The organism is Flavobacterium sp. LM5, assembly GCF_002017945.1.
Taxonomy (GTDB): domain Bacteria; phylum Bacteroidota; class Bacteroidia; order Flavobacteriales; family Flavobacteriaceae; genus Flavobacterium; species Flavobacterium succinicans.
In genome coordinates, this window is record NZ_MUFX01000002.1 from 346,193 (window position 1) to 368,893 (window position 22,701).

The window sequence follows — 22,701 nt, forward strand, 5'->3', positions numbered from 1 at the left end:
ACTATAGGTTAAAAAAAATTAAGCTCTTACAATATTGGCTCCGATAGCTCTTAAACGCTCATCAATGCGCTCGTAGCCTCTATCAATTTGCTCAATATTTTGAATAGTGCTTGTTCCTTTGGCAGAAAGTGCAGCAATCAATAACGAAATACCCGCACGAATATCTGGTGAAGACATCGTAGTAGCTTTCAATTGGGATTTAAAATCATGACCAATAACTACCGCTCTATGAGGGTCACACAAAATGATTTTTGCTCCCATATCGATTAACTTATCTACGAAAAACAAACGGCTTTCGAACATTTTTTGGTGTATCAACACATCACCTTTAGCTTGAGTCGCTACTACCAAAACAATACTCAATAAATCTGGAGTGAATCCAGGCCAAGGAGCATCAGCAATGGTTAAAATAGAACCATCAATATCAGTTTTAACTTCGTAACCATTCACGTGAGCAGGAATGAAGATATCATCTCCTTTTTTCTCTAGTGTAATCCCTAGTTTACGGAATACATTTGGAATAACTCCAAGATTTTCCCAACTTACATTTTTTATAGTAATCTCAGATTTAGTCATTGCTGCTAATCCTATCCAAGAACCAATCTCAATCATATCCGGAAGAATACGGTGTTCACATCCACCTAATGCTTCTACTCCTTCAATAGTCAACAAATTAGATCCAACACCAGAAATTTTAGCTCCCATGGCGTTCAGCATTTTGCATAATTGTTGCAAATAAGGCTCACAAGCAGCGTTGTAAACTGTAGTTGTACCTTTAGCCAAAACGGCAGCCATTACGATATTTGCCGTACCTGTAACAGAGGCTTCATCCAATAACATATCTGTACCTGTAAGTCCATCTGGAGCTTCTACTCCATAGAAATGATCTTCTCTATTGTATCTAAACTTAGCACCTAAATTGATAAATCCTTCAAAATGGGTATCCAATCTTCTTCTTCCAATTTTATCTCCACCTGGTTTCGGAATATAACCTTTACCAAAACGAGCTAATAATGGACCAACAATCATAATCGAACCACGCAAAGAACCACCTTCTTTCTTAAAGGCTTCAGTCTCTAAATAGCCCATATTTACTTCATCCGATTGAAAAGTAATAGAACTGTTGCCGTTTTTTTGAATTTTAACTCCTAGATTGCCCAACAAAGTGATTAACTTGTTGATGTCAATAATATCTGGAATATTATTGATTGTTACTTTTTCTGGAGTAAGCAATACAGCACATAAAATTTGTAATGCCTCGTTTTTTGCTCCTTGTGGGGTGATTTCTCCTTTTAACTGGATGCCACCCTCGATTTTGAAAATTCCCATTTTACTATATTTATATTGTCCAATAATTATCGTTAGATCAATTACTGCTGTTTTCTATTTTGATTTTTATGCATGGGTGTTTTACCCGTTTTTATTTTGTTATTCTGATTTTTCTGTTGATTGGAAGGAGTGATTTTATTCGACATTCTTTTATTGGTTCGAAGCAAATCTGTAGTTCCCAAAAGCTCTTCATTGCTTTGCAACAAATTCAATTTTCCGCCAGAGAGTTCATACAAGTGCTCAAAAATAACATCGTCTTTTACGGTGTCTTTATTCCAACTCAAGTAGGATTTTTTCATATGATTGGCGATTACCTTTACCAAAGCACTTTTCATTTCGCCTTCTTCCCATTTATTGGCCACATCTATCATGTACTTAATATTATTTCCATAATACCTGTACTTAGGATAGTTCTGAGGATATTGCAAAATCTCAGGTTTCAATTGCAAAACTTCACGAGAAGGGATAGGATATGGAGAGTCTACCGCCAAACGAAAATCGGACATAATAAACAACTGATCCCATAACTTGTGCTGAAAATCAGGCACATCACGCAAATGAGGATTTAAACTTCCCATTACTTGAATGATGTATCTAGCAGCTTTGTTACGCTCTTCATCATTCTCTATAATGGTTGCTTGTTCAATCAATTTTTGCAAATGACGACCGTACTCAGGAATGATTAAATGTTTTCTTTCAGAATTATATTCTAAATGATACACTACATCATTGGCGATTTCTTTTTTATACTTTTCGATCATATTTATAGGGAAACAATACCTTCAATTGTAGATAATTCTTGGTATTTTTCAATAATTTCTTGTGAGTTTTTCATGGTAACATCAACAGAAACACTTGTAAACTTGCCCGTTTTCGATTGTGTCGTTTTAATCACGGCGCCCATACAATCAAATGCATCTTGCACCTTTTTCACATTACCTTCTACCGATGGAACAATAAATTTAAACAAATATTCTGCTGGCCAACTGTTGCTTTTATCCAACTCAACTTGCAATCTTTCGTAAAAAGCGGCAATCTCTTTTTCTTTGTCTTTATCCATTACTAAATTAAAATAAACGCAAATATACATTTTTGAACGCAGATTATAGAATTTAGTTCTTGGATTTGATGTTTTTTAGCCCGATTACTACTCAAATAAAGTGTATTCTGAACAAAAAAAGCAAACACAAAAAATCTCTTAAAAATGATTACCACTAACGATAACGATAAAGTAGCGAATAACCTTTAAAGAGAAGCACTCCATTGACAAACAAAATCAACTTCAAAAAGACCTGAGCAAAAAAAATGTTTTAGAAACCAATAAGTTTCGGTAAATTTGCATTTTTATTTTCAAATCGTGCAAAAAGAAATCATCGTAATAATAGGCGGCCCAGGAACAGGAAAATCAACCCTTATTAACCAACTAACATCATTAGGACATTGCTGTTATCCAGAAATATCCCGACAAGTTACCGCCGAAGCCCAAAAATCAGGAATAGACCAATTGTTTTTAACTGACCCTCTTTTGTTTAGTCAAAAACTTTTAGAAGGAAGAATTCAACAATTTAAAAGTGCGAAAAATGAAAATCATGCTATGGTTTTCATTGATCGTGGGATACCTGATGTTGTGGCTTATTTAAATTATATCGGAGACCAATATCCATCTCATTTTGAAGAAGCTTGTTTGGAACATACCTACACACAAATATTTATGCTTCCACCTTGGGAAGAAATTTACATAAGCGACAATGAACGCTATGAAGATTACGAACAAGCACAACAAATTCATGTACATTTGAAAGAGACTTACCAAAAATACGGTTATGCTATTACTGAAGTTCCAAAAGATACGGTAGACAACAGAATTCAGTTTATATTAGACAGAATTAGCTCTCGATAAACCCTAAACCATCGCTGCTTTTATTGAACAACAAAATATTTATCCATGGAAGAGGCCTTAGCTATTTTAAGTAAGTATTGGAAACATGATCGTTTCCGCTCTCTCCAAAAGGAAATTATTGAGTCAGTAGTTAACGGAAAGGACACGCTAGCCATACTTCCAACAGGTGGAGGAAAATCAATTTGCTTTCAAATTCCAGCTTTAATGAAAGAAGGAATTTGCCTTGTAGTGTCGCCATTGGTAGCCTTAATGAAGGACCAAGTCAACAATTTACAACAACGCAATATAAAAGCAATCGCACTTACTGGAGCCATCGGTACGGAGGAAATGATTGATTTATTGGACAATTGTCAATATGGCAACTATAAATTTTTGTACCTTTCGCCTGAACGTTTACAATCTGAATGGATTTTAGATCGTATAAAAAGTTTACCGATCAACCTAATCGCAATTGACGAAGCACATTGTGTTTCGCAATGGGGGCATGATTTTAGACCGGCTTATTTAAAAATAAAACAACTAAAAACGCATTTTCCAAACACCCCTTTTTTAGCGTTAACCGCCACTGCAACTCCAAAAGTTAAAGACGACATCATTAAAGATCTCGATTTAAATGCACCTACAATATACCAAAAATCATTTGCCAGAGAAAATTTGGCCTACATGACTTTTGAAACCGAAGACAAGTTGTATCGCGTACAGCAAATTCTCAAAAAAAATCCTGCTCCTTCTATTATATATGTAAGAAATAGAAAATCGTGTTTAGATATTGCAGCACAACTTAATGCTTTGGGTTTTAATGCAACCTATTACCATGGCGGTTTACCTCATAAAGAAAAAGAAAAAAACATGCAGCGCTGGATGCAAGAGCAAGTGCAGGTAATGGTCGCAACCAATGCTTTTGGGATGGGAATCGACAAAGCAAATGTAAAAACAGTTATTCATATTCAATTTCCTGAAAATCTTGAAAACTATTATCAAGAAGCAGGAAGAGCAGGAAGAGACGGCAATAAAGCTTTTGCAATTTTACTCTACAGCCCGTCCGATACTGCACAAGCCATCACACAATTCACCAATAATCGCCCAGATCGATCTTTTGTAAAAACAATTTTCATTAAACTCTGTAACTATTTTCAAATTGCTTATGGAGAAGGAATCAATGAGAAGTTTACCTTTAACTTAAACCATTTTTGTACAAAATATACTTTTCCTATTTTAAAAACCTACCATGCCTTACAATTCCTAGACCAACAAGGCATCCTTAACTTATCACAAGAGTTTTCAGAAAAAGTAACATTGCAATTCCTTATCTCATCTAAAGAAGTCATGCGTTTTATTAGCCTCAATCCAAATGACGAGGGAATTATCTTGACTATCCTTAGAAACTACCCAGGAATATATGAACTTCCCACAGCGTTCAATCATTCATTGATTGCAAAAAAAGCAAACGTTAAAGAGGAAACTGTTCATGCTGTTTTAAAAAAAATGGCCGAAAAAGAAATCATATCCTACCAAGCAAAAAATAATGATGCCACCATCATCTTCAATGAAGTAAGAGAAGACGATCGTACCATAAACCGTGTAATCAAACACTTAGAACAACAAAACCAACTAAAAGAAAAACAATTACAGTGTGTTATTGAATACATTAACAACAAAGAGCAGTGCAAAAGCCAATTACTACTAGCCTATTTTGGAGAAAAATCAAGTCAAAAATGCGGAGTTTGCTCCTACTGTATTGTAAGATCCCAAAAAAAAGCCACACCTGAACATCTAGCCAGTACAATACTTTCGCTCTTACAAGACCAAGATTTAAACTCTCGAGAACTCGAAAAAGTGACTAAAAATAAGAGTGAGGCTATTATCTTTGCACTACAACAATTATTAGAGCAAAACAAAATTAGCCTTCAACCCAATAATAAATACACTATACTATAAATGGAAAAATTACGCATCGTTTTTATGGGAACTCCAGAATTTGCAGTAGGCATTCTAGATACAATACTCAAAAATAATTATGAAGTAGTTGGCGTAATCACAGCTGCAGACAAACCAGCCGGAAGAGGTCAAAAAATCAAACATTCCGCTGTAAAAGAATTTGCCTTAGAAAAAGGACTCACTATATTACAACCCACCAATTTAAAAGACGAGGGATTTCTTCAGGAATTAAAAGACCTACAGGCCAATCTTCACATTGTAGTAGCTTTTAGAATGCTACCAAAAGTAGTTTGGGACATGCCAAAACTAGGCACCTTTAATTTACACGCATCACTATTACCAAACTATAGAGGCGCAGCGCCAATTAACTGGGCGATCATTAACGGCGAAACTAAAACCGGTGTAACTACTTTTTTTATCGACGATAAAATTGATACTGGCGCCATGATTCTGAGTAAAGAAACAAACATTGAACCAACAGAAAACGCGGGTCAATTACATGACAGGCTCATGCATCTTGGTAGTAAAACCGTCATTGACACACTACAACTCATCGCAGCTAATGAAGTGAAGACAACCACACAAGAAGACAATGAGAAAATAAAAACAGCTTATAAACTCAATAAAGAAAATTGCAAAATAGATTGGCAGGCCTCAGCCACCACCATTCACAACCTGATTCGAGGACTAAGTCCCTATCCTGCTGCATGGTGCCATTTTAAAGACGATAAGGAATATAATATCAAAATTTTCGAATCTAAAATAATCGAAGAACCGCACACAAAACCTATTGGAAGTATTATATGTAGCAAAAAAGAAATTAAAATAGCTGTTAGAGACGGATACATTCAAATTTTAACCTTGCAATTCCCAGGAAAAAAACAAATGAAAGCAGCAGATCTCTTAAATGGAATTGTTTTTTCAGAAAAAGCAATAGCCCTATAAAGTCAATAAAAACAGGCTTTCCCACCAATACACATCGATTTCGAAAGACTTTTATGAACAAAAAAAGTAAGTTATTAACAAATTTCACTAAAAACACCAAAATTACTTGTAAAGAATGTAAATCCTACTAAATTTGCTTTGATAACATTTTTAACCAACAATTAATAACTATTTATTATGAACAAATCAGAATTAATCGACGCTATTGCTGCTGATGCAGGTATTACTAAAGCAGCTGCAAAATTAGCATTAGAATCATTTTTAGGAAATGTAGGTGAAACTTTGAAAAAAGGAGGAAAAGTATCTTTAGTAGGTTTTGGATCTTGGTCAGTTTCTGCTAGAGCAGCAAGAGATGGTAGAAACCCACAAACTGGTAAGACAATTCAAATTGCAGCTAAAAATGTTGTAAAATTTAAAGCTGGAGCAGAACTAGAAGGAGCAGTAAACTAATCTTTTCTAACAATAATACAATCAAAACCTTTCTCATGAAAGGTTTTTTTTGCTTTTTAACGATTGTTTTTGGGAAACCATTTGTTTTTTTGTTAAATTTATTTAAAAAACAGGGGTTATGATTACAGAAAAATTAAAAAAAGGACATTTGCTCATTGCAGAACCTTCATTAATAGGCGACTTATCTTTTAATAGATCTGTAATACTTTTGGCAGATCACAACCAAGAGGGCTCGATCGGGTTTATCATCAACAAACCTCTAAAATACACCATTAATGACTTAATCCCAGAGATTGAAGCTCGTTTTAAGATTTACAATGGCGGACCAGTAGAGCAAGACAACCTATACTTCATTCATAATATCCCGCAATTAATTCCCAATAGTGTTGAAATTTCTAACGGTATATATTGGGGTGGTGATTTTGAATCAGCAAAAGAGCTCATCAACTCAGGATTAATAAGCAAAAACAACATTCGTTTTTTCTTAGGCTATACTGGCTGGGACGAAAAACAATTAGAAAACGAAATGGAAAGCCACTCCTGGATTATTGCCAAAAACCCGTATGAAAACAAAATTATAGGCAAGTCGTCGTCTCGTTTTTGGAAAGAACAACTTATGGAACTAGGAGGCGATTATCTAATTTGGTCCAATGCACCAGAAAATCCGTATTTAAACTAAATTCCAGCATTTTTATTAAGTGCAGCGGTAAGCACTATTGCTGTCTGAACGGAATAGATTTTTTTCCTGTATTTGGTTATGGGCTGTAGGCCTTTTATGACATTAGTTACAAACAACTCATCCGCTTTTTGTAAATCGAAAGGCGAAATTATAGCTTCAACTACTTCTAAATTCGTCTCTTTTTTTGCTAATGCTAAAACTTGTTTTCTCATAATTCCATTCAAACAACCTTCAGAAATTGGAGGAGTCATCAATTTATTTCCCATTCGCATAAACAAATTTCCTTGCAAAGCCTCAACCACATTCTTACTATCATTCAATAACAAACAGTTTTGCAAATCATTTTCTTTTGCAAAAATACTTCCTGTAATATGAATCATTTTATTGGTCGTTTTTAACGAGGAAAGCAACTGCTTGGTGATATAAAAATCCTTAAACAAATCTACTTCATACTCACCTTTGCTAATACTATATGCCGCATTGGGCAATACAGATGTTTGTATTATAAATGAAACCGAATTATTTGTTGGCAAATAAAATCCGCCATCGTTTCTGTAAACCGTTATTCTCACTCTAGCTGCCGAATCTAGATTGTTGTATTTAACCAATAACAATATTTGTTCTTCCAGATATTCTAAGGTGAAATCCATAGGGATTTCCATGCGAACAATACGCATAGTGGCCATTAACCGAAAATAATGATCTTCAAAAAATAAAATTTTTCCATTTACCACTTTTAGTGTTTCAAAAACACCATCCCCGTAAAGAAAACCCCTATTTTGCACTAACAAATTTGCATCAGTTTCCTGTAATGAACCATTAAAATTAATCATAAAAAAAGCCCTAAAATTTATTAGGGCAAATATAGAATATAAAAAAGACTTTCCTAGACAGAACCTATGAGATGTTTTAAATCAGAAATTTGATTTTCCCATAATTGCGAAGCTTCTTTTACCTCATCTTGTTCAGCAAAATCAACAATTAACAAAGAAACATCCTTAGTTAATTCATCTTCTAAAATATGCAGTTCAAAGAAGTAGTCTGTATCTTTATTTTTGTCATCAATCCATCTAAACTTAACCTTCTCGCCAGATTTTTTTGAAGCTAAACGCGCTTTCTCTTGTGTATCATTCCAAATAAAGGTAAAAAACTCACCTCGTGAATTAACATCATCAGCAAACCATTCTGCTAATCCAGAAGGCGTAGAAATATATTGATACAATAACTGAGGGGATGAATTTATAGGGAATTCAATCTCATATCTAACTTTTTGAACCATAAGAGCTTTTTTTTTTGGAAATATAAGGATTAAATACTAATCGAAAAGTGTTTTTCAAAAAAAATATTTTTTTTTGAAAAACACTTGCTAGCTCTAAATTTATTTCTATATTTGCACCCGCATTCAGGAAGCAATATAGATCCTGATAATGGCGAGATAGCTCAGTTGGTTAGAGCGCAGGATTCATAACCCTGAGGTCCCGAGTTCAAATCTCGGTCTCGCTACTAGGTTGAAAGACTAAAAAATGTAGATTTTATGCGGCTTTAGAGTGATTTAAAGCCGCTTTTTTTATGTCTAAAATTATCGCCCTTTTAACAAATGAACACGCTAGCGCACACGTTTTGAGTTTAAAAAAGAAATATTCGACACCAAATATATACGATGCAAACGGTGATTTATCGAAGCGTTGGTATGTATATTATTCCTACAGAAATCCTGCAACTGACAAGCTAGAAAGACAAACTCATATCTATGCTGGCGTTAATAAATTCAAAACTCTCAAAGAACGCAAAAACGCAATTAAAATTTTAGCTCAAGCAGTTGAGAATATTTTAGAAAACGGATACAATCCTTACGAGGATGAAGAGATCAATTCTACTAGCAATGAAAAAAACTACTCCATTGCTGATGCTGTTACCTTTTCTTTAGAACTAAAGGAAAACATATTAAAGGAGAATAGTTATAAAGATTTCAGAATTCGAATTAAATCATTTGAAAAATGGCTTTTGGCCAACGGTTTTGAAAACAGATACATTACAGCGGTTAACAAAAAAACAATTGTAACGTTTTTGAATAGCGTCTTATCTAAAACCAGTGCCAAAAATCGAAACAACACAAGAGCTGTTTTATCTATGTTTTTTCAATCATTGGAGGATAACGAAATTATTCCTGACAATTTTGTCAAAAAAATCAATGTCTTAAAATCCAATCCCGAGAGAAACAAAACCTATAGCAGTAAACAAGAAGTAGATATTTTCAACTACCTAAAAAACAATGATGAATTAATGTTGCTGTTCATTCAATTCATTTCTTACAATCATTTACGCCCTGTTGAAGTGGTTCGTTTACAAATAAAAGACGTAAACGTAAAAGATAGACGACTTTATGTGAGAGCAAAAAACAAAGCTGTAAAAGTGAAAATCATTCCCGAGATACTACTTTCTTCATTACCTAATTTGGACAAATTCAATCCGAGAGTTATTTATTTACTCCTAAGGGAATTGGGCAAGAGTGGACAACTAATGAAACGGACAAAAGAGATTATTTCAGTAAACGTTTCAAAAAAGTAAAAGATAGCTTAGGCTTAGGTAAAGATTATGGATTGTATAGTTTCCGACACACTTTCATTACCAAACTTTACCATGAATTTGTAAAAAACAGCACTCCATTTGAAGCTAAAAGCAAATTGATGTTGATTACTGGTCACGAAACTATGGTTGCTTTGGATAAATATTTACGTGATATTGATGCGGTTCTTCCTGAGGATTATTCACAACATATTAATAATGCTCAATAAATAGTTTTCTTCTATTTTTTGAGCATTTTATTATACGTTTCAAGATCCCATTTTTGATTTTTTAAATGAACATAATTGGAGCTTTCGATTAGTTTGGGTTCTAAATTGAATTCTTTCAAGGTTTCAGCCAACATTAATTGTTCGAAATAAATTGGCATAAACCGTAGAATTCCCTTTTTTGCAAATTTTTGATAGTTCTCCGCAATAAATTGATGCGCTTTTTTACAAAATTCAGCATTGAAAATTAAATCTTTACAACCATAAACTCCCATATTAAAGGCATGAGTATGATGTTTTTCAGCTTGTCTGTAGCTTTCTTTAAAAAAAGCACCATTATCAATACTTTCAACCAAAACAGAATCAAACTCGGGTTGATGTCCTAAAATCACATCTAAATCAAGGAATAAAAAAGGCGTGTTTTGTGCTTCATAAGCAAAAATTTTAGGCATAGCCCAAAGCTCTTTATCAAATGGTCTTGGTTCTTGAATGATAATATGTATCCCTTGAATGTCTTTGATTTGCTTTGCAAATTCATCGTTGGTATAAAAATAGACCTCTGAATAAAACCGCAAAGCATCTTTGATAGATTTTCTAAGGAACCATTGTTGAAAATCAGGTTTTACCCATTCTCTACTTAGAATTGTGGGATGAAAAGTATAAATCACTCTCATTGAAAACTATTACCAAACAGGTTGAAAATTCACTGGTGAATATTTAAAATGACTAACCAAAAAATTGATCTTCACATTGGAATAAGCCTCCGTTACAATGATGTTCGCATTTCGCCAGTATTCAACATTAATAAATCGAAAAGGAATGTTATTTCCTGATGCATCTCGAATACTTAACACATCTATTACTTCTCCAAAAGCCGTATCAGGTAAAGCAACGGTATTGAGGCCATTGACCAAATCCGAATATTTAAAAGCAAATTCAACTACACGTTCCACTGTAGCTAAACTCATCAACGCTTTATAAACACCATCCGTATCAATCATTCCCAACGTTCCCGAAGGAATTCCTTGCTCATTGAATAGACTGACAAACGTTTGTCTATCGCCATTTGCAGTTATATAATCCATTAATGAATACCCATCATAGTTTGGACTATACCCAGAATTAGGTTCAAATCGGTTCGGAATTGGTCCCGAAGTTCCTGTTCCTGGTACTCCTTGTTCCCCCTTCTCTCCTTGGATGCCTTGAATACCCTGATCGCCTTTGTCACCTTTATCTCCTTTTACGCCTTGAAGTCCTTGTTCCCCTTTGTCTCCTTTTACGCCTTGAATACCCTGTTCTCCTTGAATGCCCTGAAATCCTCGTTCTCCTTGAACGCCTTGAATGCCCTGCTCGCCCTGAATGCCTTGTTCTCCCTTTTCTCCTTGGATTCCCTGAACACCTTGTTCCCCTTGGATTCCTTGTTCTCCTTGAATGCCCTGTTCTCCAGTTCCTCCATCACAACAGTTCTCAGTAAAAAAGAATTTTTCAGCTAATTCAATCAGAAAAGCATTGAAATTTTGAGCCAAAATCATAGGTACACACAATTCTGTATCCACTTGTAAATAATCCATAACAAAAGGATTATTTCCATAGGAAGCCTCTGATTGGATTTTAAACATATTGGGAGTAGAGGGAACACCAACAACGTTTTGTGCCGGACTAAAAGAGGTAATTAATAAATTGTCTTGTATGCGAAACAACAAGACATTTCCGTTTTTATCTTTTACAAATTTTACAATTTTGCTCATATTCACAAATTAAGCCGCTCTTCTAACTTTTCTTTTTCGAACTACTCTCCTTTTTGGTGTTTTGGCTTTAGCAACTCTTTTTACCACACGTTTTTTTACTGGCTTTTTTGGCTGTGCCACTTTGACTACTTTACCGCCTTTGATGTATTTGTAGCCTTTTTTTAGCGTACCATCTACTTTCAAGCCTGTGGCTTTTACTACTCTTGTACACACGGTTTTTAAACCTCTAACACTTGGTTTTTTTAATCCTGCTTTCATAATTTCAATTTTAGTTCTAAGTTCATTTTTACTTTGGTCAGCTAAATCAATTAATGTTTGCCAAGCTTTTTGTTGCTTTATAGATTTGGCATTGTTCCTTTTTAATCTAAATGCATTTGATTGTTTAGTTTCAAATAACAATTGTGCTTCGAGCTGTTTTATCGTTGCCATACTTAATTCACACTAAATGATAATCGTCTTTTATTTGTTGGAGCGGTTTGAGTTTCGGAGGAATCCCTTATTAATCGCTTATTGAAAATATTGAACTTCAAGCCGTCCAATGGTTTGTCTTGATAGCGGTTTTTGTCGGCATAGACATAATTCTCTCGATAATCCGTTTTCTTTTCAGTAAACAAAACAATATCTGCATCGAATTGACTTTTGCTACCGCCACGCATTTTTCCATCGGTAGTTTGTTGAAAAATCACTAGAAACAATTTACCATCGTATTTTTTTCGCAAGTCTTTATCTACCTCAAATCCTTTGTTCATTTCCTGCATTTTGGTAAAACTATCAATGACAATCACATCATTTTTCGCAATGAGCTGTTCTAATTCCTGCACCGATTTTACTTCGGGAGCTTCAATATGATTCAAGGCTTTGCTGTTTAAATATTGCTCAGCTTTGTCAAAATATAAATTACTCTCAGGATGCTCTTCGATACTGGCATGACCCACTTTATAATTTTGCGCCATTGCATTCATAAACTGAAAAGCCATTCTGGTCTTCATCGAGCCTTGTCCACCTGTTAAGGAAATCACCACACTTTCTTTTTTCTTGCGTTCAATTTGACCTAAAAATTGCGCCATTTCTGTATTGTCAATCCTGAAATAATTAACGTTTTTAGATTTGTTTGCCATTTTATAAGCCAAAGTGTTTCGGTTTGATTTGTTTCCTTTAACTGCTCCAAAAAGCGCATATTGCCCGCCTTCAATTTTTGGTTCCTCTACCGTTTCAATTTTATCAACTATTGGTTTTGGTTTAGCCACTTTCTTAGTGGTTTTGGGCTTCACCGACATATCAATAATTTTCTTAGGCTTTCTATTATTACCTTTAATGAGTTCTTTCAAAGCCATAACAAATTGCTTGGTTTCTAAATACACCCAAATTTGGTCTTCCTTTTTACCTGCTTGCAATTCTGCAACTTCAAAAATTTTGGTTTTGGTGTTGTAGTTAATGAGCAAACCATCCAGCTTGATTTTACCAAAACTTCTCGGCTCAAAAATCACTTCGTTACTTTCTTTATACTCTGTGACTTTTAGCTCAATTTTATGCATCATCAAAAAACCGTTTCCAATATCTCTTAAAGAAGCAATTGCATTCGTATCGATTTTTGATGTTGGCTTTTTAACTGTCTTTTTAACTTTGGATTGGGTTGACTTTTTTGCTGGTATTACTGATGCTTTTTTAGGGGTTGGCGCTTTTGAAGCGTGCTTGGTTACTGTTTTTTTTACTTCTCCATTTTTATTCAAAAGTTCTTTTACAAACAAGAAATCACCATTAGCATCGGGTTGCAAAATAAAGTCTGCTGCTTTTTGAGCTTGGCTACTAGCTTTCATCAAGAAACGATTGTCGTTTTCTAAATTTGGTAACAACACATCGTTCCATCCTTTCAAATAGCCCGCATGGTTTTTATTGGTGTAAAACATAATCCCTGCTTGTGCCGATAAAAAAACGGCTCCAAACTCTGCAATCAACTCTTCAAAAGCATATTCAGCCGACCCAAATTCATTGGCTAAATCTCTTTTCAATCGACTAAAGTGTCCTGTACTGTGACTTAACTCGTGGAAATAGGTTCTATAAAAATCCTCTGAAGTTTTGAATTTTGACAATTCAGGCATACTTAACAAATCCTTTGCTGGAACATAAAAAGCTCTGCTTCCTGTAAATCGAATTTCAGGTTGTGGCTTGGGATAGTTTCTCACTATAGCTTCGGCAACCTCAATTTTCTGATTGTTTCCAGTTTCTATTTCATTATTGACTACTTTGCCTAACAACGGAAAATTTTCTAAATCAAAATCGATTCCTTCTATATCTTGTCCGTTGAAGACATTGTAGTATTTCAAGAAATAAATGGTGCGTGAAGCGCCTTTTTCTAGTTTATTTTCTTCAATTACCGTATTCAATTTTTCAATCTCATCATCGGTATATTGTTTGTCATAGGTCGAATAATAAATCACACGAAACCCGTGACTCCCTTTTTTTATTTTCCCTCCTTTTTCTTGAATTTGCTTGAATGTCAAAAAATAAGGATTGTCCAACATCCCAAAAAGAGGAGTTAACATCACCACATTTACCCCTCGATAAGCTTTTTTGGAAATGAAATTATAAGGAACCAAATAGCCTTCTTCCTTCCAAGCTCTTTTGTAATCCCCTTTGTTGGCATCTTTAATTAAATCAATCATGCGCTTAGTCACCATATCATAGATTTCATCGGGCGAAACGGGTTTTCCAAGTCCTAAATCTTCGGATTCTGGAATAAAATCCAAACCATTCAACAAGCCAGTATGCCCTTGAACATCGACACCGTTCAATCCATAAGCGGATTCGGTATGTTGCAATTCAATTAAAAAAGTATCGGCTGTATAAGCCTGCAATACTTTTCTAATTCGATTGGAGATAGTGGAACTTTGCTCTTTTTCGGCTTTGACTAATAGACTCTCGAGTGTTTCTCTAGTAATCACTTTTCCGTTTAAACTGTTGAATTCTTCTGCTAAAGTCATATTATGAAAGTGTATAATCGATTCCTAAAATGCTTACTACGGCTTCTGTTCTTATTTCGTTTATTTTGAAACCATCATTTCGTAAAATGGTGATTGCGGTTGTAATGGCGGTTTGTAAATCTAGTTTGACTGGAATTTCTTTGAGTACTATACTGGAATTCGCAGGAATATTAATCGCATTAATATTGACTTCTGAGCTTCCAAAAAGCATGTTTCGTTTATCATAGAACAAAATGCGTTTTAGAGTCACCGCTACGATATTAGCATCAAAAGTTACCCCTGTTGGATTGACCATTTTCAAGTCCAAAAGAAATGTTACAAATGGAACACCATCATTCCATTTGACATCAAACTTTTTGAAGGCAACTGGATAGACTTTCACGTTTTGGAACTGTTCCACAATTCTTTTGATTTTGTTACCCAACAAATAATATCCAACTACTGCCACTATTCCCACACCGATGATAATTTTTCGTACACTCATTTTGTGCTTATTAAATCTATTACACCCAAATTTTAGCTACTCGCCATACTACAACACCAAGGCTTATTCCTCCTAAAACCGCCAAAATCTTAACCCAAAAGGGAATATATTTTACAGGTACTTCAACGCTTTCTTTTTCAATAGCTATAGCGTTTGTTGTTTTGTTACTTGCTGACTTTTCATTTTGGGTTTTAGCCATTTTCTGCCAGCCCACAATCATCTTTTTGATCGTATCGTAATAAATCCCCATTGCATTATCCCCTGATTTCTTTTTACTATTGAGCTGTACTAAGAGTTGGTCAAGGGTGATTTGAGTGATGCTATCACACTCGGGTTTTAGTGTTTTTACTTTGGAAACCTGAATAAACAAACTATCTAAGACGGCTTGGTTAACTACAGTTACTTTCAAGCTATCCGCTTTGTATGTTACCACTCGTTCAATGGTATGTGTTTTTTCTAAAGGTTTTGAAGCGCACCCATTCATCAAAAGGGTAAGCATGAAAACCAATGCTAAAACCAATAACGTTTGCAAAAAGGTTTTTAAGGGGTTTTCAGATTGATAATTTGGATTCATGGTTATCTAAATTTTGATTTTATGACGCTTTTAAGCACATCAAAAAAGCTACTGATTAAGTCTTCGACTTCACTATGGATTAAAGTTGACAAGGAACCGCCCCAAGCACAAATGACATAAATGAGAATTTTATTCAGATTCAAGTATTGGTCACAAACGGCATACACCGAGAAAGCCACAAAAAAACTCACAATTCCTTCGGCTAAAAACCAACTGAGCGTAGGCTTCTTTCCTTTTGATATGGCATTATAAATTTTGGTAAAAACACCTGCCAATACTACGATGAGGAATAGAAAATAATCCTGAAAATCCTTTAAACTATTTATAATGGTACTTTTCATCTTTGGAATGCTTTTTTGTTAGTAAATACGAGCCAATCCCAAGCGTGGCTATAACTAGGCTTGACAATAGTAGTTGCGTTATTATTCGGTTTGGGCTTTTTTTTTTCGAATACAAAACGAGACAATCGATTAAGCCACCCTTTTAAATTCACTCCGCCCAAGCTTCGGTAATACTTCTCTCTTGATTTTTTTAATTCGAAATGCAGAAATTCTGGATTCGATGCATTTATGAGTGCTATGGTATCTCTTGAAATCTTGCTGTCTACTTTTATTTTGGCTCCAAATCGGTCTTTCAACACTTGCTTGACAAACATTCGTTTTCCTGAGTTGAAATAGTGATCTACAATGAGATTCGCCACCGATTGATTTTCGATTTCATCGGCATTACAAGCATCCCAATAGTATTTTTTGGCAATCAAAACCGCTGTTGACAATGGTAAATTTTTCATGTCGGCTACCGTTGGCGGGCGTTTGATAAATGCTTCGTAAACGGGTGCTGATATTCCGTATTTGGTTCCCACCATTTGCCCTAAGGAATTGGTGTTGCCTTTGCGGTCAGAAAGTTTGTTTTGATACCCTCCTTCCGCTTTTAATAATTCTGGTAGAAATAAATTGAAATTAGCCATTACAACATCACTTTTTGGGGTTCACTATTCTTATTCCCCATAAGCAACAACAATCCAATAATGGCTACTGCTCCTATGGCTATTTTGGTTTCTGATTTCATCTTAATACGGTTTTACTGCATTGCCATTCACAAAATAATACACCCCATTGCGCTCTATTAAATACTGCCCTCCAACTTTGGAAGCGACAAACACACCTATATGCTCTCCATAATCAAAGCTTCCACCAATAAAGGGTTTCGTTCCTGTATTGAAATAGGTTCCTTCGGCTGTTTTTTGGGCATTAAAAACACTCACATCATTCTGAATTGCCATTACTTTTTGTCCTTTTTTGGGCAAAACATAAGCCGTTGGTTTTGCTTTACTGGCTACTTTTTTTTTAGCATAGCCGTTAAGACTTATCTTGGTAACTCCTTTTTTAGCTAATAGTGCTGCTTTGGTAATATTCCCAAAATCACCATCTATTTTGACTCCCAACAAGCGTTGCAATTCGCGTACTTCAAGGCCTTTACTTCCTTTAAACAATAATTTGTTTTTGTCTAAAACGGCTCCAACTGTGGGTTGTTGAATGGTTACTTTTGGGGTTGCTGGTGCTACGGGTTCAGGAGTATAAACCATCGAATCCTCTTCGGCTTCTTTTTTCTTTTTCTTCCAATACAAAAAACCTAAAATTCCCGCCCCAACTACTGCTGTTCCAAGTAGTACCTTATTTTCTTTACTCATCTTCATACTCTTTCTTTATAAATACATTGGAAATTTTTTTCGCAACAAATGATAATCGGCATCATTCAGTTCTTCTCTTAACCACGTTTTCAAAGGCAATTGGGTTCCGCCAATGGTATTGTACCCCAAATAGCGATTGTAATTTCTAAGTCCAAAGGCTTTACTGATTAATCCGAATTGGGCTTGTGAAACACCTGTCAATTCCTCAATAATGGTTTGCTCGTCTGTGCCGGTGTAAATATTCATGGCATTGTACAAAGCAGTTGCTTTTTGACTGGCAGAAAATACTGGAATCATATTCACATCGCCTTCATCAATATATTTGGTTCCACCTCCTAAAACAGATTGTCCGTTTTTGTTCTTTTTAGTGAGAAAAAAAATTCCTGCTCCAAAAACCAAAACCGATACACCAAGTAGTACTTTCGTTTTATTTGTCATTAGAAAAATCCTTTTATTAAAAATCGCAATTTGGCGATGTCGGTTTCATTGAACTGGTCTTGTAACCATTCCACTAAATTCATCTTGACCAACGTGGCACTTCTACGCTCTCCAAATTCATTGTACACCATTATAAAACCGTTGTGATTTAATCCTGTTAAGTTATTTTCAACAGTTTTGTAATTAGCTCCAAAACCCAACAAAGCGGTATAAATAGCCTCAGCTCTAGCTTTGGCTTGGGTCACATTAATATTGCTTGGTTTGTATCTTTTGTCCTCCTTGATTTGTTGGAATCCTTTGAAAATTTTATAGTAGGCAATGGCGAATATTCCGCCCAAGAGTGCCACTTTCAAAACGGTCATTCCCATTGGACTTAACATCATTTTCCTTTCCATTATCTACTGAAATTTAAGTCGTTAAAAAACCTTTTATCATCTCAAAATTGGTTTTCAATTGTTTGATAGCTTCTTTACTTTTGGATAGTTCCACCAATTTGGTCAATACTTCGGTATCGAGTTTGGCTAGTTCTTTTATTGCCGATGTCTTTGGCTTTATTTCAAAGGGTGTTTTGGCAACCACTTCGATTTGAATGCTTTGTTTTACGCTTCCCATAAGTGATGTTTTTTTAATAATTCCGCTAATTCATTTGAGAACTCAACATTAGAATTCAATCCATTGTTGATACTATCGAGTACGTTCACCACCGAATCATCAATGCTTTGCAAAGCCGTTGCAAAATGTTTTTTAGCTGGCGAAGTATAACTTTCCACCGCATTTCCCAAACCTACAGGCGGTGTACCTTTGACAAAACTCATCAGGGCAGGCAATTGTTGAATTGCCCCTAACAACATTTCTTGATTTCCTTTGCTTTTATTGATGTCGTATTTGGAAGCCAAGCGTTCTTCTTTCAGCTCTTCATTTTGCTTTTTAAACTCCTTGTTTTCGGCTTTCAAGACTTCATTTTCGGTCAACAATCGTTGTGCATCGCCTTTGGCTACAAATAAATTAATCATGTCTAGCGTTCCTAAACCATACGAGTTCTGAAAAAAATCGGTTGGCTGTTGTGGCACATTTGGTGCTTGTGGTGCTGGCATTGGCTCGGAATTATCTTTTGAAAAATTGACTTCAAAACTTTGACCATCAATTTTGAAAGTACTTCCGTTTTTGCGCTTCAAACTCAGACTTAATCGCTTGTGACCATTGGCAAAAAGGGTTTCAAAAAACTGTTCTGCCGTTCCTTCATCTGCCGTGATTTCAGCATGGGTTTTATTGCGAAACACAAACGAATTGGTATCTAAATCGAAAACCGAAACTGCCGAATACTGGTCGGTGTTTAATTTTTCTATGAGATGGTCTAATTCCTGCATCGTATTATTTTTTTATAGACAATGTCTAGTTCTTTTTTGTTCCAACTGAATTTTGAAAACTCCTTTGAAACGTTGGTATCTGTTGTTGCAAATCGAACGGACAATTCTACTTTTGAAGTCGAACCATCCGAAACTACAATCGTTAATCGCTCCTTACTGGCCAATTCCAAATCATTGATAAATACAGGTACAAATCCATTATTGATTACTTGCAAAGTCGTTACATCATCAATGGTGATGTCCTGGTCTTTTTTGAGTTTTAAAAAAACTACTCCTGTTGTAATGATTAGAATATCTTGTGTCATTTGGGTGGTCTTAACAGCTAGATGGATTTATTTTGTACATCAAAATCAAATGAAAATAAGTGTCCTTAGCTACTGATTTTGCTGTCTTTACTTTAAAAGTGAAGGTTTTGGATTCGGTGTCAAAAAGCAAGGGTTTGTAACTGTCCTCAAATCCTGCGCCTTCTCTTCGTTTCCAATGATTCACGTGAGTAGGTTTTGAAAACGCCACTCCACTATCATCATAAATACCAAATTCGGCAAAATTATCAGGGTCATTGTGGTTGGTGTGCAATTCAGCTCCCAATACAAAACCTACGTCTAAAGCCGTGGTAAGCATTGCTTCATTTTCTTCGGTTGGAATCAATAAATTGATTACTTTTTCTCTTACTGCCATAGCGAATAGTGTTGAAAAAAAGCCGTAAACATTACGGATACGGCTTTATAAATTGAACCTTTACGGATTAAACTTGTGCTTGATGCGCTCGTACCTCAATGCGAATGTTGTACTCTTGGTCTACTGGAACCGAAACACCTTTTGGGTATTCGATTTCCATTTCAAACTCCATATTCGAACGAATTAATGGCGATGTAGATAAACTTCTGAAAGAAGACACAAATCCATCTTGACATAAATCGGTGATTGGCATATCTACCAATTGATTTCTATCTTGGTTAATTCTGAATTCTGCCCCTAAAAAGGCTTTAGGCAAACTGTTTTGTCCTGTAATGCTCCATGGACTTACCCAACTTTCATTCTTCAAATCGTCTGAACCTGTGGCTCCCACCAATACACGCATGCTATCCAAAATGTAGTCACGACCTGCATTCAATTTGTTTCCATCAATATTGGTAATCCCTACTTCTCGTCTGGTGTTGACATCTACAAGATTGACAATACCTGCATTGCCTTTAATCTTTACATTCAAGTAAAGGGTTTTGTCGGTCAATTTTAATTGTCCTACTCTTGGAATTCCACCATTTCTTTTAGCCTTAATTGTCGCTACCGCTGACGCTAATTCTACTCTTCTAGTCATTTGATTGTTTTTTGATTGATGATTGATTGTTTTTTCCTCTCCCCCGACCCCTCTCCAAAGGAAAGGGGTGTCATAAGTGAGTTAGTTTGATTTTGCTATTGGTATAATTCCGAATACAAATCTTCTTCATCGGAACCGTTCAGACCACTTTCGTCTTCCATTCCGTAAATACTGGATTCTGGTCCTTGAAGTCCGTGGTCATACAATTCGTCTTCCAATGCACCATTGAGACCATTATTCATTTCGAAAACATTTCCTGCTTCGTCAATGAATGTTCCGTTCAAGCCGTTTTCATCGTACTGGTAAATTTGTCCGTCACCACCCATGAAAGTGCCTTGCAAACCTTCATCACAAGGACAAGCCAAACCCACCGCTCCTTTGATGAATCGCGTGGCTTTACTGTCGCCTGTAAGTCTGCTACTCAAACTTTTATCGGCAATTTTCTTGATACTTGTCAAAGCCTGCACTAGAGCCGAACCCATCAAAGCTCCTTTTAACAGATTATCCTTGGTAGTTGTTCCTCTCACTTTTGTGGCTCCAAAAGCCGAAGCTCCTGCCAAAACGATATTGATAATCGGACTTTCAGATTGAGGTAATAAAGTGCTAACGCCATTAGATACTGCTCCTCCAACAACTCCACCGCCAATGATTGCTACTTCTTTATTCATGTTACTTTTTGATTTAATTACGTTTTACTTTTTTGTGGCCATATAAATTCCTCCTCCCAGTACCAATGCTCCTACGACATACAACATCGTATTGTCTTTCGGTTTTGGGTCAATGGGTTTCACAGGCATTAATTCGCCTACAGGTTCTTTCTCAGTTGTACTGCTTTCGCTTACCTCACTTTGAAAAGTGCTAGTATCGGCACTTTGACTTTGCTCATTTCCTTGTTCAGAAGTAGCAAAAGATGCGGGTGTGATTTCGCTAACCGTAGTCAATTGCGGTCTTGGACGGTTTTTAATCGTATCCATCACTTGCTTTCCTACTGGTGTTTTTGAAAGTTGAACCGCCTTGGTTACTGCCTTGGATTTGGCAACTCTTCGAACTAATTTCCCCGTTTTAGAATCCATTAATTTGGAAGCTACTCCGCCACCTACAGGAATAAAACTCGCTGCAATGGGTGCAGCAAACTTGGCTACTTTGATTGTGTTTTTTAAGCTCACGTCTCGAAGCCTAATTTTTCTTAGGAATTTGGATTTTCCTAATCCTACCCCGCCATCATTTATAATTATCATACTACATAGTTTAATTTGATTTTCCAAATACAAACGCTCCTCCAATTACCGCCACTATAGCCGATACCAACACTACATTTGAAGAAGGCTTTGCAAAGAAATGCGGTTTCTTTGCAACGGTTTTGCGATTGCCTTTGGGGGCATTTAATCCAAAATGCGGTAAATTAACTTCGGTGTCGTGTGCCATAGTATGTATGGGTTCTCGGTTATTATTAGTCGTTCCGTCAATGATAAAATAGCCTTCACTAATATTGCCTGTTTCTTGATTCAAAGGCACAATTACATATACGTGGGTAAATAAATCAGGGCGAAAACTCGGTTGTTTTATTTGTCTTATGTAATGTCTAATCCCTAAATTCACTAGTAAACAACTGGCAAAAATTGAATAGGTTTTACAATCTACTCCCTCAGCTCGTTGCTTGAACGCACAGGCTGGACTTCTCAAATTTTGCTCCATGCCATCAGCCTTGTACTGAATGTGATGGTACAAAAACCAATAGATTTTGTCGCAGGCTTCTTTTAAAGTCTCCTTTTGCAAAAGCGTTGCAACTTGTTTGGTTTGGTCGTTGTACTTAACTACCATTTCCTTAATCAGCCGAACGGTATCAAAAGTATTGCCGTTGCCTAACTTTGTTTTATCACAAGCAACTTTAGGAAACAACGGCTCGTACTCTTGACCGCCTAATAGTTTTCGTTGTAACAAGCTATCAATATCCATTTCCGTTTCGTTCTTGCTTTGAGTATCAGGCTTTCGTTTGTTTCTTGATTTCAAATATCAAAAGCTTTTTTTTAGGAATTGGACGGTTGGAGAGGATGGAACCACTTTGCAA

General features: G+C 35.7%; 30 protein-coding genes and 1 tRNA gene. 7 read left to right on the forward strand and 24 right to left on the reverse strand.

Going from position 1 to position 22,701, the window contains the following annotated elements:
- Positions 1-18: 18 nt before the first annotated feature.
- Genes murA through BXU11_RS09860 form a run of 3 tightly spaced genes read right to left on the reverse strand, consistent with a single transcriptional unit; the run spans position 19 to position 2,389 of the window.
- A complete protein-coding gene (gene murA / locus BXU11_RS09850; RefSeq protein ID WP_078212402.1) occupies positions 19-1,329 on the reverse strand; it encodes a UDP-N-acetylglucosamine 1-carboxyvinyltransferase in 1,311 nt (436 codons plus the stop codon).
- A gap of 41 nt (positions 1,330-1,370) precedes the next feature.
- Positions 1,371-2,090: a DUF4290 domain-containing protein gene (locus BXU11_RS09855; protein WP_024981336.1), complete on the reverse strand. Its 720-nt coding sequence runs from the start codon at positions 2,088-2,090 to the stop codon at positions 1,371-1,373.
- Between the two features lie 2 nt (positions 2,091-2,092).
- Complete coding sequence (locus BXU11_RS09860) at positions 2,093-2,389, reverse strand: DUF493 family protein (protein WP_024981335.1); 297 nt, start codon at positions 2,387-2,389, stop codon at positions 2,093-2,095.
- 297 nt (positions 2,390-2,686) lie between these two features.
- On the opposite strand from BXU11_RS09860, the gene BXU11_RS09865 reads away from it, so the two are divergent.
- From BXU11_RS09865 to BXU11_RS09885, 5 genes are all read left to right on the forward strand, one after another.
- Positions 2,687-3,229, forward strand: coding sequence for an AAA family ATPase (locus BXU11_RS09865; RefSeq protein WP_078212403.1), 543 nt, complete (start codon positions 2,687-2,689; stop codon positions 3,227-3,229).
- 45 nt (positions 3,230-3,274) lie between these two features.
- Positions 3,275-5,167: an ATP-dependent DNA helicase RecQ gene (locus tag BXU11_RS09870; protein WP_078212404.1), complete on the forward strand. Its 1,893-nt coding sequence runs from the start codon at positions 3,275-3,277 to the stop codon at positions 5,165-5,167.
- On the forward strand, positions 5,168-6,112 hold the full coding sequence (fmt, locus tag BXU11_RS09875; protein WP_078212405.1) for a methionyl-tRNA formyltransferase: 945 nt from the start codon (positions 5,168-5,170) through the stop codon (positions 6,110-6,112).
- A gap of 177 nt (positions 6,113-6,289) precedes the next feature.
- Complete coding sequence (locus BXU11_RS09880) at positions 6,290-6,562, forward strand: HU family DNA-binding protein (RefSeq protein ID WP_024981330.1); 273 nt, start codon at positions 6,290-6,292, stop codon at positions 6,560-6,562.
- A gap of 118 nt (positions 6,563-6,680) precedes the next feature.
- A complete protein-coding gene (locus BXU11_RS09885; RefSeq protein ID WP_024981329.1) occupies positions 6,681-7,241 on the forward strand; it encodes a YqgE/AlgH family protein in 561 nt (186 codons plus the stop codon).
- Here the strand turns inward: BXU11_RS09885 and BXU11_RS09890 are convergent.
- Complete coding sequence (locus BXU11_RS09890; RefSeq protein ID WP_078212406.1) at positions 7,238-8,074, reverse strand: aminotransferase class IV; 837 nt, start codon at positions 8,072-8,074, stop codon at positions 7,238-7,240. The two genes, BXU11_RS09885 and BXU11_RS09890, sit on opposite strands and share 4 nt — an antisense overlap.
- Positions 8,075-8,127: 53 nt before the next feature.
- Positions 8,128-8,520, reverse strand: coding sequence for an START-like domain-containing protein (locus tag BXU11_RS09895; protein WP_024981327.1), 393 nt, complete (start codon positions 8,518-8,520; stop codon positions 8,128-8,130).
- Between the two features lie 150 nt (positions 8,521-8,670).
- Here BXU11_RS09895 and BXU11_RS09900 point away from each other — a divergent pair.
- A tRNA-Met gene (locus BXU11_RS09900) sits at positions 8,671-8,744 on the forward strand.
- A gap of 66 nt (positions 8,745-8,810) precedes the next feature.
- On the forward strand, positions 8,811-9,809 hold the full coding sequence (locus BXU11_RS09905; protein WP_223253714.1) for a site-specific integrase: 999 nt from the start codon (positions 8,811-8,813) through the stop codon (positions 9,807-9,809).
- Between the two features lie 238 nt (positions 9,810-10,047).
- Here BXU11_RS09905 and BXU11_RS09910 read toward each other — a convergent pair whose 3' ends face one another.
- From BXU11_RS09910 to BXU11_RS10000, 19 genes are all read right to left on the reverse strand, one after another.
- The gene (locus BXU11_RS09910; RefSeq protein ID WP_078212407.1) at positions 10,048-10,707 is read right to left on the reverse strand and encodes a DUF6734 family protein; all 660 of its coding nucleotides are present in this window, start codon (positions 10,705-10,707) and stop codon (positions 10,048-10,050) included.
- A gap of 9 nt (positions 10,708-10,716) precedes the next feature.
- A complete protein-coding gene (locus BXU11_RS18550) occupies positions 10,717-11,781 on the reverse strand; it encodes a collagen-like protein (protein WP_078212408.1) in 1,065 nt (354 codons plus the stop codon).
- 9 nt (positions 11,782-11,790) lie between these two features.
- A complete protein-coding gene (locus tag BXU11_RS18070) occupies positions 11,791-12,210 on the reverse strand; it encodes a hypothetical protein (protein WP_078212409.1) in 420 nt (139 codons plus the stop codon).
- Between the two features lie 2 nt (positions 12,211-12,212).
- Positions 12,213-14,762: a zincin-like metallopeptidase domain-containing protein gene (locus BXU11_RS09925; RefSeq protein ID WP_078212410.1), complete on the reverse strand. Its 2,550-nt coding sequence runs from the start codon at positions 14,760-14,762 to the stop codon at positions 12,213-12,215.
- A gap of 1 nt (position 14,763) precedes the next feature.
- Positions 14,764-15,246 (reverse strand): hypothetical protein, encoded by a 483-nt coding sequence (locus tag BXU11_RS09930; protein ID WP_078212411.1) that lies wholly within the window; start codon positions 15,244-15,246, stop codon positions 14,764-14,766.
- 19 nt (positions 15,247-15,265) lie between these two features.
- On the reverse strand, positions 15,266-15,820 hold the full coding sequence (locus BXU11_RS09935) for a hypothetical protein (RefSeq protein ID WP_078212412.1): 555 nt from the start codon (positions 15,818-15,820) through the stop codon (positions 15,266-15,268).
- Positions 15,821-15,822: 2 nt separating this feature from the next.
- On the reverse strand, positions 15,823-16,161 hold the full coding sequence (locus BXU11_RS09940) for a hypothetical protein (RefSeq protein WP_078212413.1): 339 nt from the start codon (positions 16,159-16,161) through the stop codon (positions 15,823-15,825).
- On the reverse strand, positions 16,158-16,787 hold the full coding sequence (locus BXU11_RS09945; RefSeq protein ID WP_078212414.1) for a glycoside hydrolase family 108 protein: 630 nt from the start codon (positions 16,785-16,787) through the stop codon (positions 16,158-16,160). The genes BXU11_RS09940 and BXU11_RS09945 overlap by 4 nt, the downstream gene beginning before the upstream one ends.
- 102 nt (positions 16,788-16,889) lie before the next feature.
- Positions 16,890-17,510, reverse strand: coding sequence for a peptidoglycan-binding protein (locus BXU11_RS09950; protein ID WP_078212415.1), 621 nt, complete (start codon positions 17,508-17,510; stop codon positions 16,890-16,892).
- A 15-nt stretch (positions 17,511-17,525) separates the two neighbouring features.
- Positions 17,526-17,948, reverse strand: a complete 423-nt coding sequence (locus BXU11_RS09955) for a hypothetical protein (protein ID WP_078212416.1) — start codon at positions 17,946-17,948, stop codon at positions 17,526-17,528.
- Entirely contained in the window at positions 17,948-18,343 is a 396-nt protein-coding gene (locus BXU11_RS09960) for a hypothetical protein (RefSeq protein ID WP_078212417.1), read from the reverse strand. The genes BXU11_RS09955 and BXU11_RS09960 overlap by 1 nt, the downstream gene beginning before the upstream one ends.
- 13 nt (positions 18,344-18,356) lie before the next feature.
- The gene (locus BXU11_RS09965) at positions 18,357-18,560 is read right to left on the reverse strand and encodes a hypothetical protein (protein WP_078212418.1); all 204 of its coding nucleotides are present in this window, start codon (positions 18,558-18,560) and stop codon (positions 18,357-18,359) included.
- Positions 18,548-19,315 carry a hypothetical protein gene (locus BXU11_RS09970; protein ID WP_078212419.1) on the reverse strand — a complete coding sequence of 256 codons (768 nt, stop codon included), beginning with the start codon at positions 19,313-19,315 and terminating at the stop codon, positions 18,548-18,550. The genes BXU11_RS09965 and BXU11_RS09970 overlap by 13 nt, the downstream gene beginning before the upstream one ends.
- Positions 19,303-19,620 (reverse strand): hypothetical protein, encoded by a 318-nt coding sequence (locus BXU11_RS09975; protein ID WP_078212420.1) that lies wholly within the window; start codon positions 19,618-19,620, stop codon positions 19,303-19,305. The genes BXU11_RS09970 and BXU11_RS09975 overlap by 13 nt, the downstream gene beginning before the upstream one ends.
- Positions 19,621-19,630: 10 nt before the next feature.
- A complete protein-coding gene (locus tag BXU11_RS09980; protein WP_078212421.1) occupies positions 19,631-19,993 on the reverse strand; it encodes a hypothetical protein in 363 nt (120 codons plus the stop codon).
- 67 nt (positions 19,994-20,060) lie between these two features.
- Positions 20,061-20,633, reverse strand: coding sequence for a hypothetical protein (locus BXU11_RS09985; RefSeq protein ID WP_078212422.1), 573 nt, complete (start codon positions 20,631-20,633; stop codon positions 20,061-20,063).
- Positions 20,634-20,728: 95 nt separating this feature from the next.
- Entirely contained in the window at positions 20,729-21,301 is a 573-nt protein-coding gene (locus BXU11_RS09990) for a hypothetical protein (protein ID WP_078212423.1), read from the reverse strand.
- A 24-nt stretch (positions 21,302-21,325) separates the two neighbouring features.
- On the reverse strand, positions 21,326-21,871 hold the full coding sequence (locus BXU11_RS09995) for a hypothetical protein (protein ID WP_078212424.1): 546 nt from the start codon (positions 21,869-21,871) through the stop codon (positions 21,326-21,328).
- Positions 21,872-21,881: 10 nt separating this feature from the next.
- Complete coding sequence (locus BXU11_RS10000; protein ID WP_078212425.1) at positions 21,882-22,643, reverse strand: hypothetical protein; 762 nt, start codon at positions 22,641-22,643, stop codon at positions 21,882-21,884.
- Positions 22,644-22,701: the final 58 nt, after the last annotated feature.

What these genes read in the sequence shown, in the direction of transcription:
- murA (WP_078212402.1), bottom strand. Translation starts at nt 1,329, where the DNA reads ATGGGAATTTTCAAAATCGAGGGTGGCATCCAGTTAAAAGGAGAAATC.
- BXU11_RS09855 (WP_024981336.1), bottom strand. Translation starts at nt 2,090, where the DNA reads ATGATCGAAAAGTATAAAAAAGAAATCGCCAATGATGTAGTGTATCAT.
- BXU11_RS09860 (WP_024981335.1), bottom strand. Translation starts at nt 2,389, where the DNA reads ATGGATAAAGACAAAGAAAAAGAGATTGCCGCTTTTTACGAAAGATTG.
- BXU11_RS09870 (WP_078212404.1), top strand. Translation starts at nt 3,275, where the DNA reads ATGGAAGAGGCCTTAGCTATTTTAAGTAAGTATTGGAAACATGATCGT.
- fmt (WP_078212405.1), top strand. Translation starts at nt 5,168, where the DNA reads ATGGAAAAATTACGCATCGTTTTTATGGGAACTCCAGAATTTGCAGTA.
- BXU11_RS09880 (WP_024981330.1), top strand. Translation starts at nt 6,290, where the DNA reads ATGAACAAATCAGAATTAATCGACGCTATTGCTGCTGATGCAGGTATT.
- BXU11_RS09885 (WP_024981329.1), top strand. Translation starts at nt 6,681, where the DNA reads ATGATTACAGAAAAATTAAAAAAAGGACATTTGCTCATTGCAGAACCT.
- BXU11_RS09890 (WP_078212406.1), bottom strand. Translation starts at nt 8,074, where the DNA reads ATGATTAATTTTAATGGTTCATTACAGGAAACTGATGCAAATTTGTTA.
- BXU11_RS09895 (WP_024981327.1), bottom strand. Translation starts at nt 8,520, where the DNA reads ATGGTTCAAAAAGTTAGATATGAGATTGAATTCCCTATAAATTCATCC.
- BXU11_RS09905 (WP_223253714.1), top strand. Translation starts at nt 8,811, where the DNA reads ATGTCTAAAATTATCGCCCTTTTAACAAATGAACACGCTAGCGCACAC.
- BXU11_RS09910 (WP_078212407.1), bottom strand. Translation starts at nt 10,707, where the DNA reads ATGAGAGTGATTTATACTTTTCATCCCACAATTCTAAGTAGAGAATGG.
- BXU11_RS18550 (WP_078212408.1), bottom strand. Translation starts at nt 11,781, where the DNA reads ATGAGCAAAATTGTAAAATTTGTAAAAGATAAAAACGGAAATGTCTTG.
- BXU11_RS18070 (WP_078212409.1), bottom strand. Translation starts at nt 12,210, where the DNA reads ATGGCAACGATAAAACAGCTCGAAGCACAATTGTTATTTGAAACTAAA.
- BXU11_RS09925 (WP_078212410.1), bottom strand. Translation starts at nt 14,762, where the DNA reads ATGACTTTAGCAGAAGAATTCAACAGTTTAAACGGAAAAGTGATTACT.
- BXU11_RS09930 (WP_078212411.1), bottom strand. Translation starts at nt 15,246, where the DNA reads ATGAGTGTACGAAAAATTATCATCGGTGTGGGAATAGTGGCAGTAGTT.
- BXU11_RS09935 (WP_078212412.1), bottom strand. Translation starts at nt 15,820, where the DNA reads ATGAATCCAAATTATCAATCTGAAAACCCCTTAAAAACCTTTTTGCAA.
- BXU11_RS09940 (WP_078212413.1), bottom strand. Translation starts at nt 16,161, where the DNA reads ATGAAAAGTACCATTATAAATAGTTTAAAGGATTTTCAGGATTATTTT.
- BXU11_RS09945 (WP_078212414.1), bottom strand. Translation starts at nt 16,787, where the DNA reads ATGGCTAATTTCAATTTATTTCTACCAGAATTATTAAAAGCGGAAGGA.
- BXU11_RS09950 (WP_078212415.1), bottom strand. Translation starts at nt 17,510, where the DNA reads ATGAGTAAAGAAAATAAGGTACTACTTGGAACAGCAGTAGTTGGGGCG.
- BXU11_RS09955 (WP_078212416.1), bottom strand. Translation starts at nt 17,948, where the DNA reads ATGACAAATAAAACGAAAGTACTACTTGGTGTATCGGTTTTGGTTTTT.
- BXU11_RS09960 (WP_078212417.1), bottom strand. Translation starts at nt 18,343, where the DNA reads ATGGAAAGGAAAATGATGTTAAGTCCAATGGGAATGACCGTTTTGAAA.
- BXU11_RS09965 (WP_078212418.1), bottom strand. Translation starts at nt 18,560, where the DNA reads ATGGGAAGCGTAAAACAAAGCATTCAAATCGAAGTGGTTGCCAAAACA.
- BXU11_RS09970 (WP_078212419.1), bottom strand. Translation starts at nt 19,315, where the DNA reads ATGCAGGAATTAGACCATCTCATAGAAAAATTAAACACCGACCAGTAT.
- BXU11_RS09975 (WP_078212420.1), bottom strand. Translation starts at nt 19,620, where the DNA reads ATGACACAAGATATTCTAATCATTACAACAGGAGTAGTTTTTTTAAAA.
- BXU11_RS09980 (WP_078212421.1), bottom strand. Translation starts at nt 19,993, where the DNA reads ATGGCAGTAAGAGAAAAAGTAATCAATTTATTGATTCCAACCGAAGAA.
- BXU11_RS09985 (WP_078212422.1), bottom strand. Translation starts at nt 20,633, where the DNA reads ATGACTAGAAGAGTAGAATTAGCGTCAGCGGTAGCGACAATTAAGGCT.
- BXU11_RS09990 (WP_078212423.1), bottom strand. Translation starts at nt 21,301, where the DNA reads ATGAATAAAGAAGTAGCAATCATTGGCGGTGGAGTTGTTGGAGGAGCA.
- BXU11_RS09995 (WP_078212424.1), bottom strand. Translation starts at nt 21,871, where the DNA reads ATGATAATTATAAATGATGGCGGGGTAGGATTAGGAAAATCCAAATTC.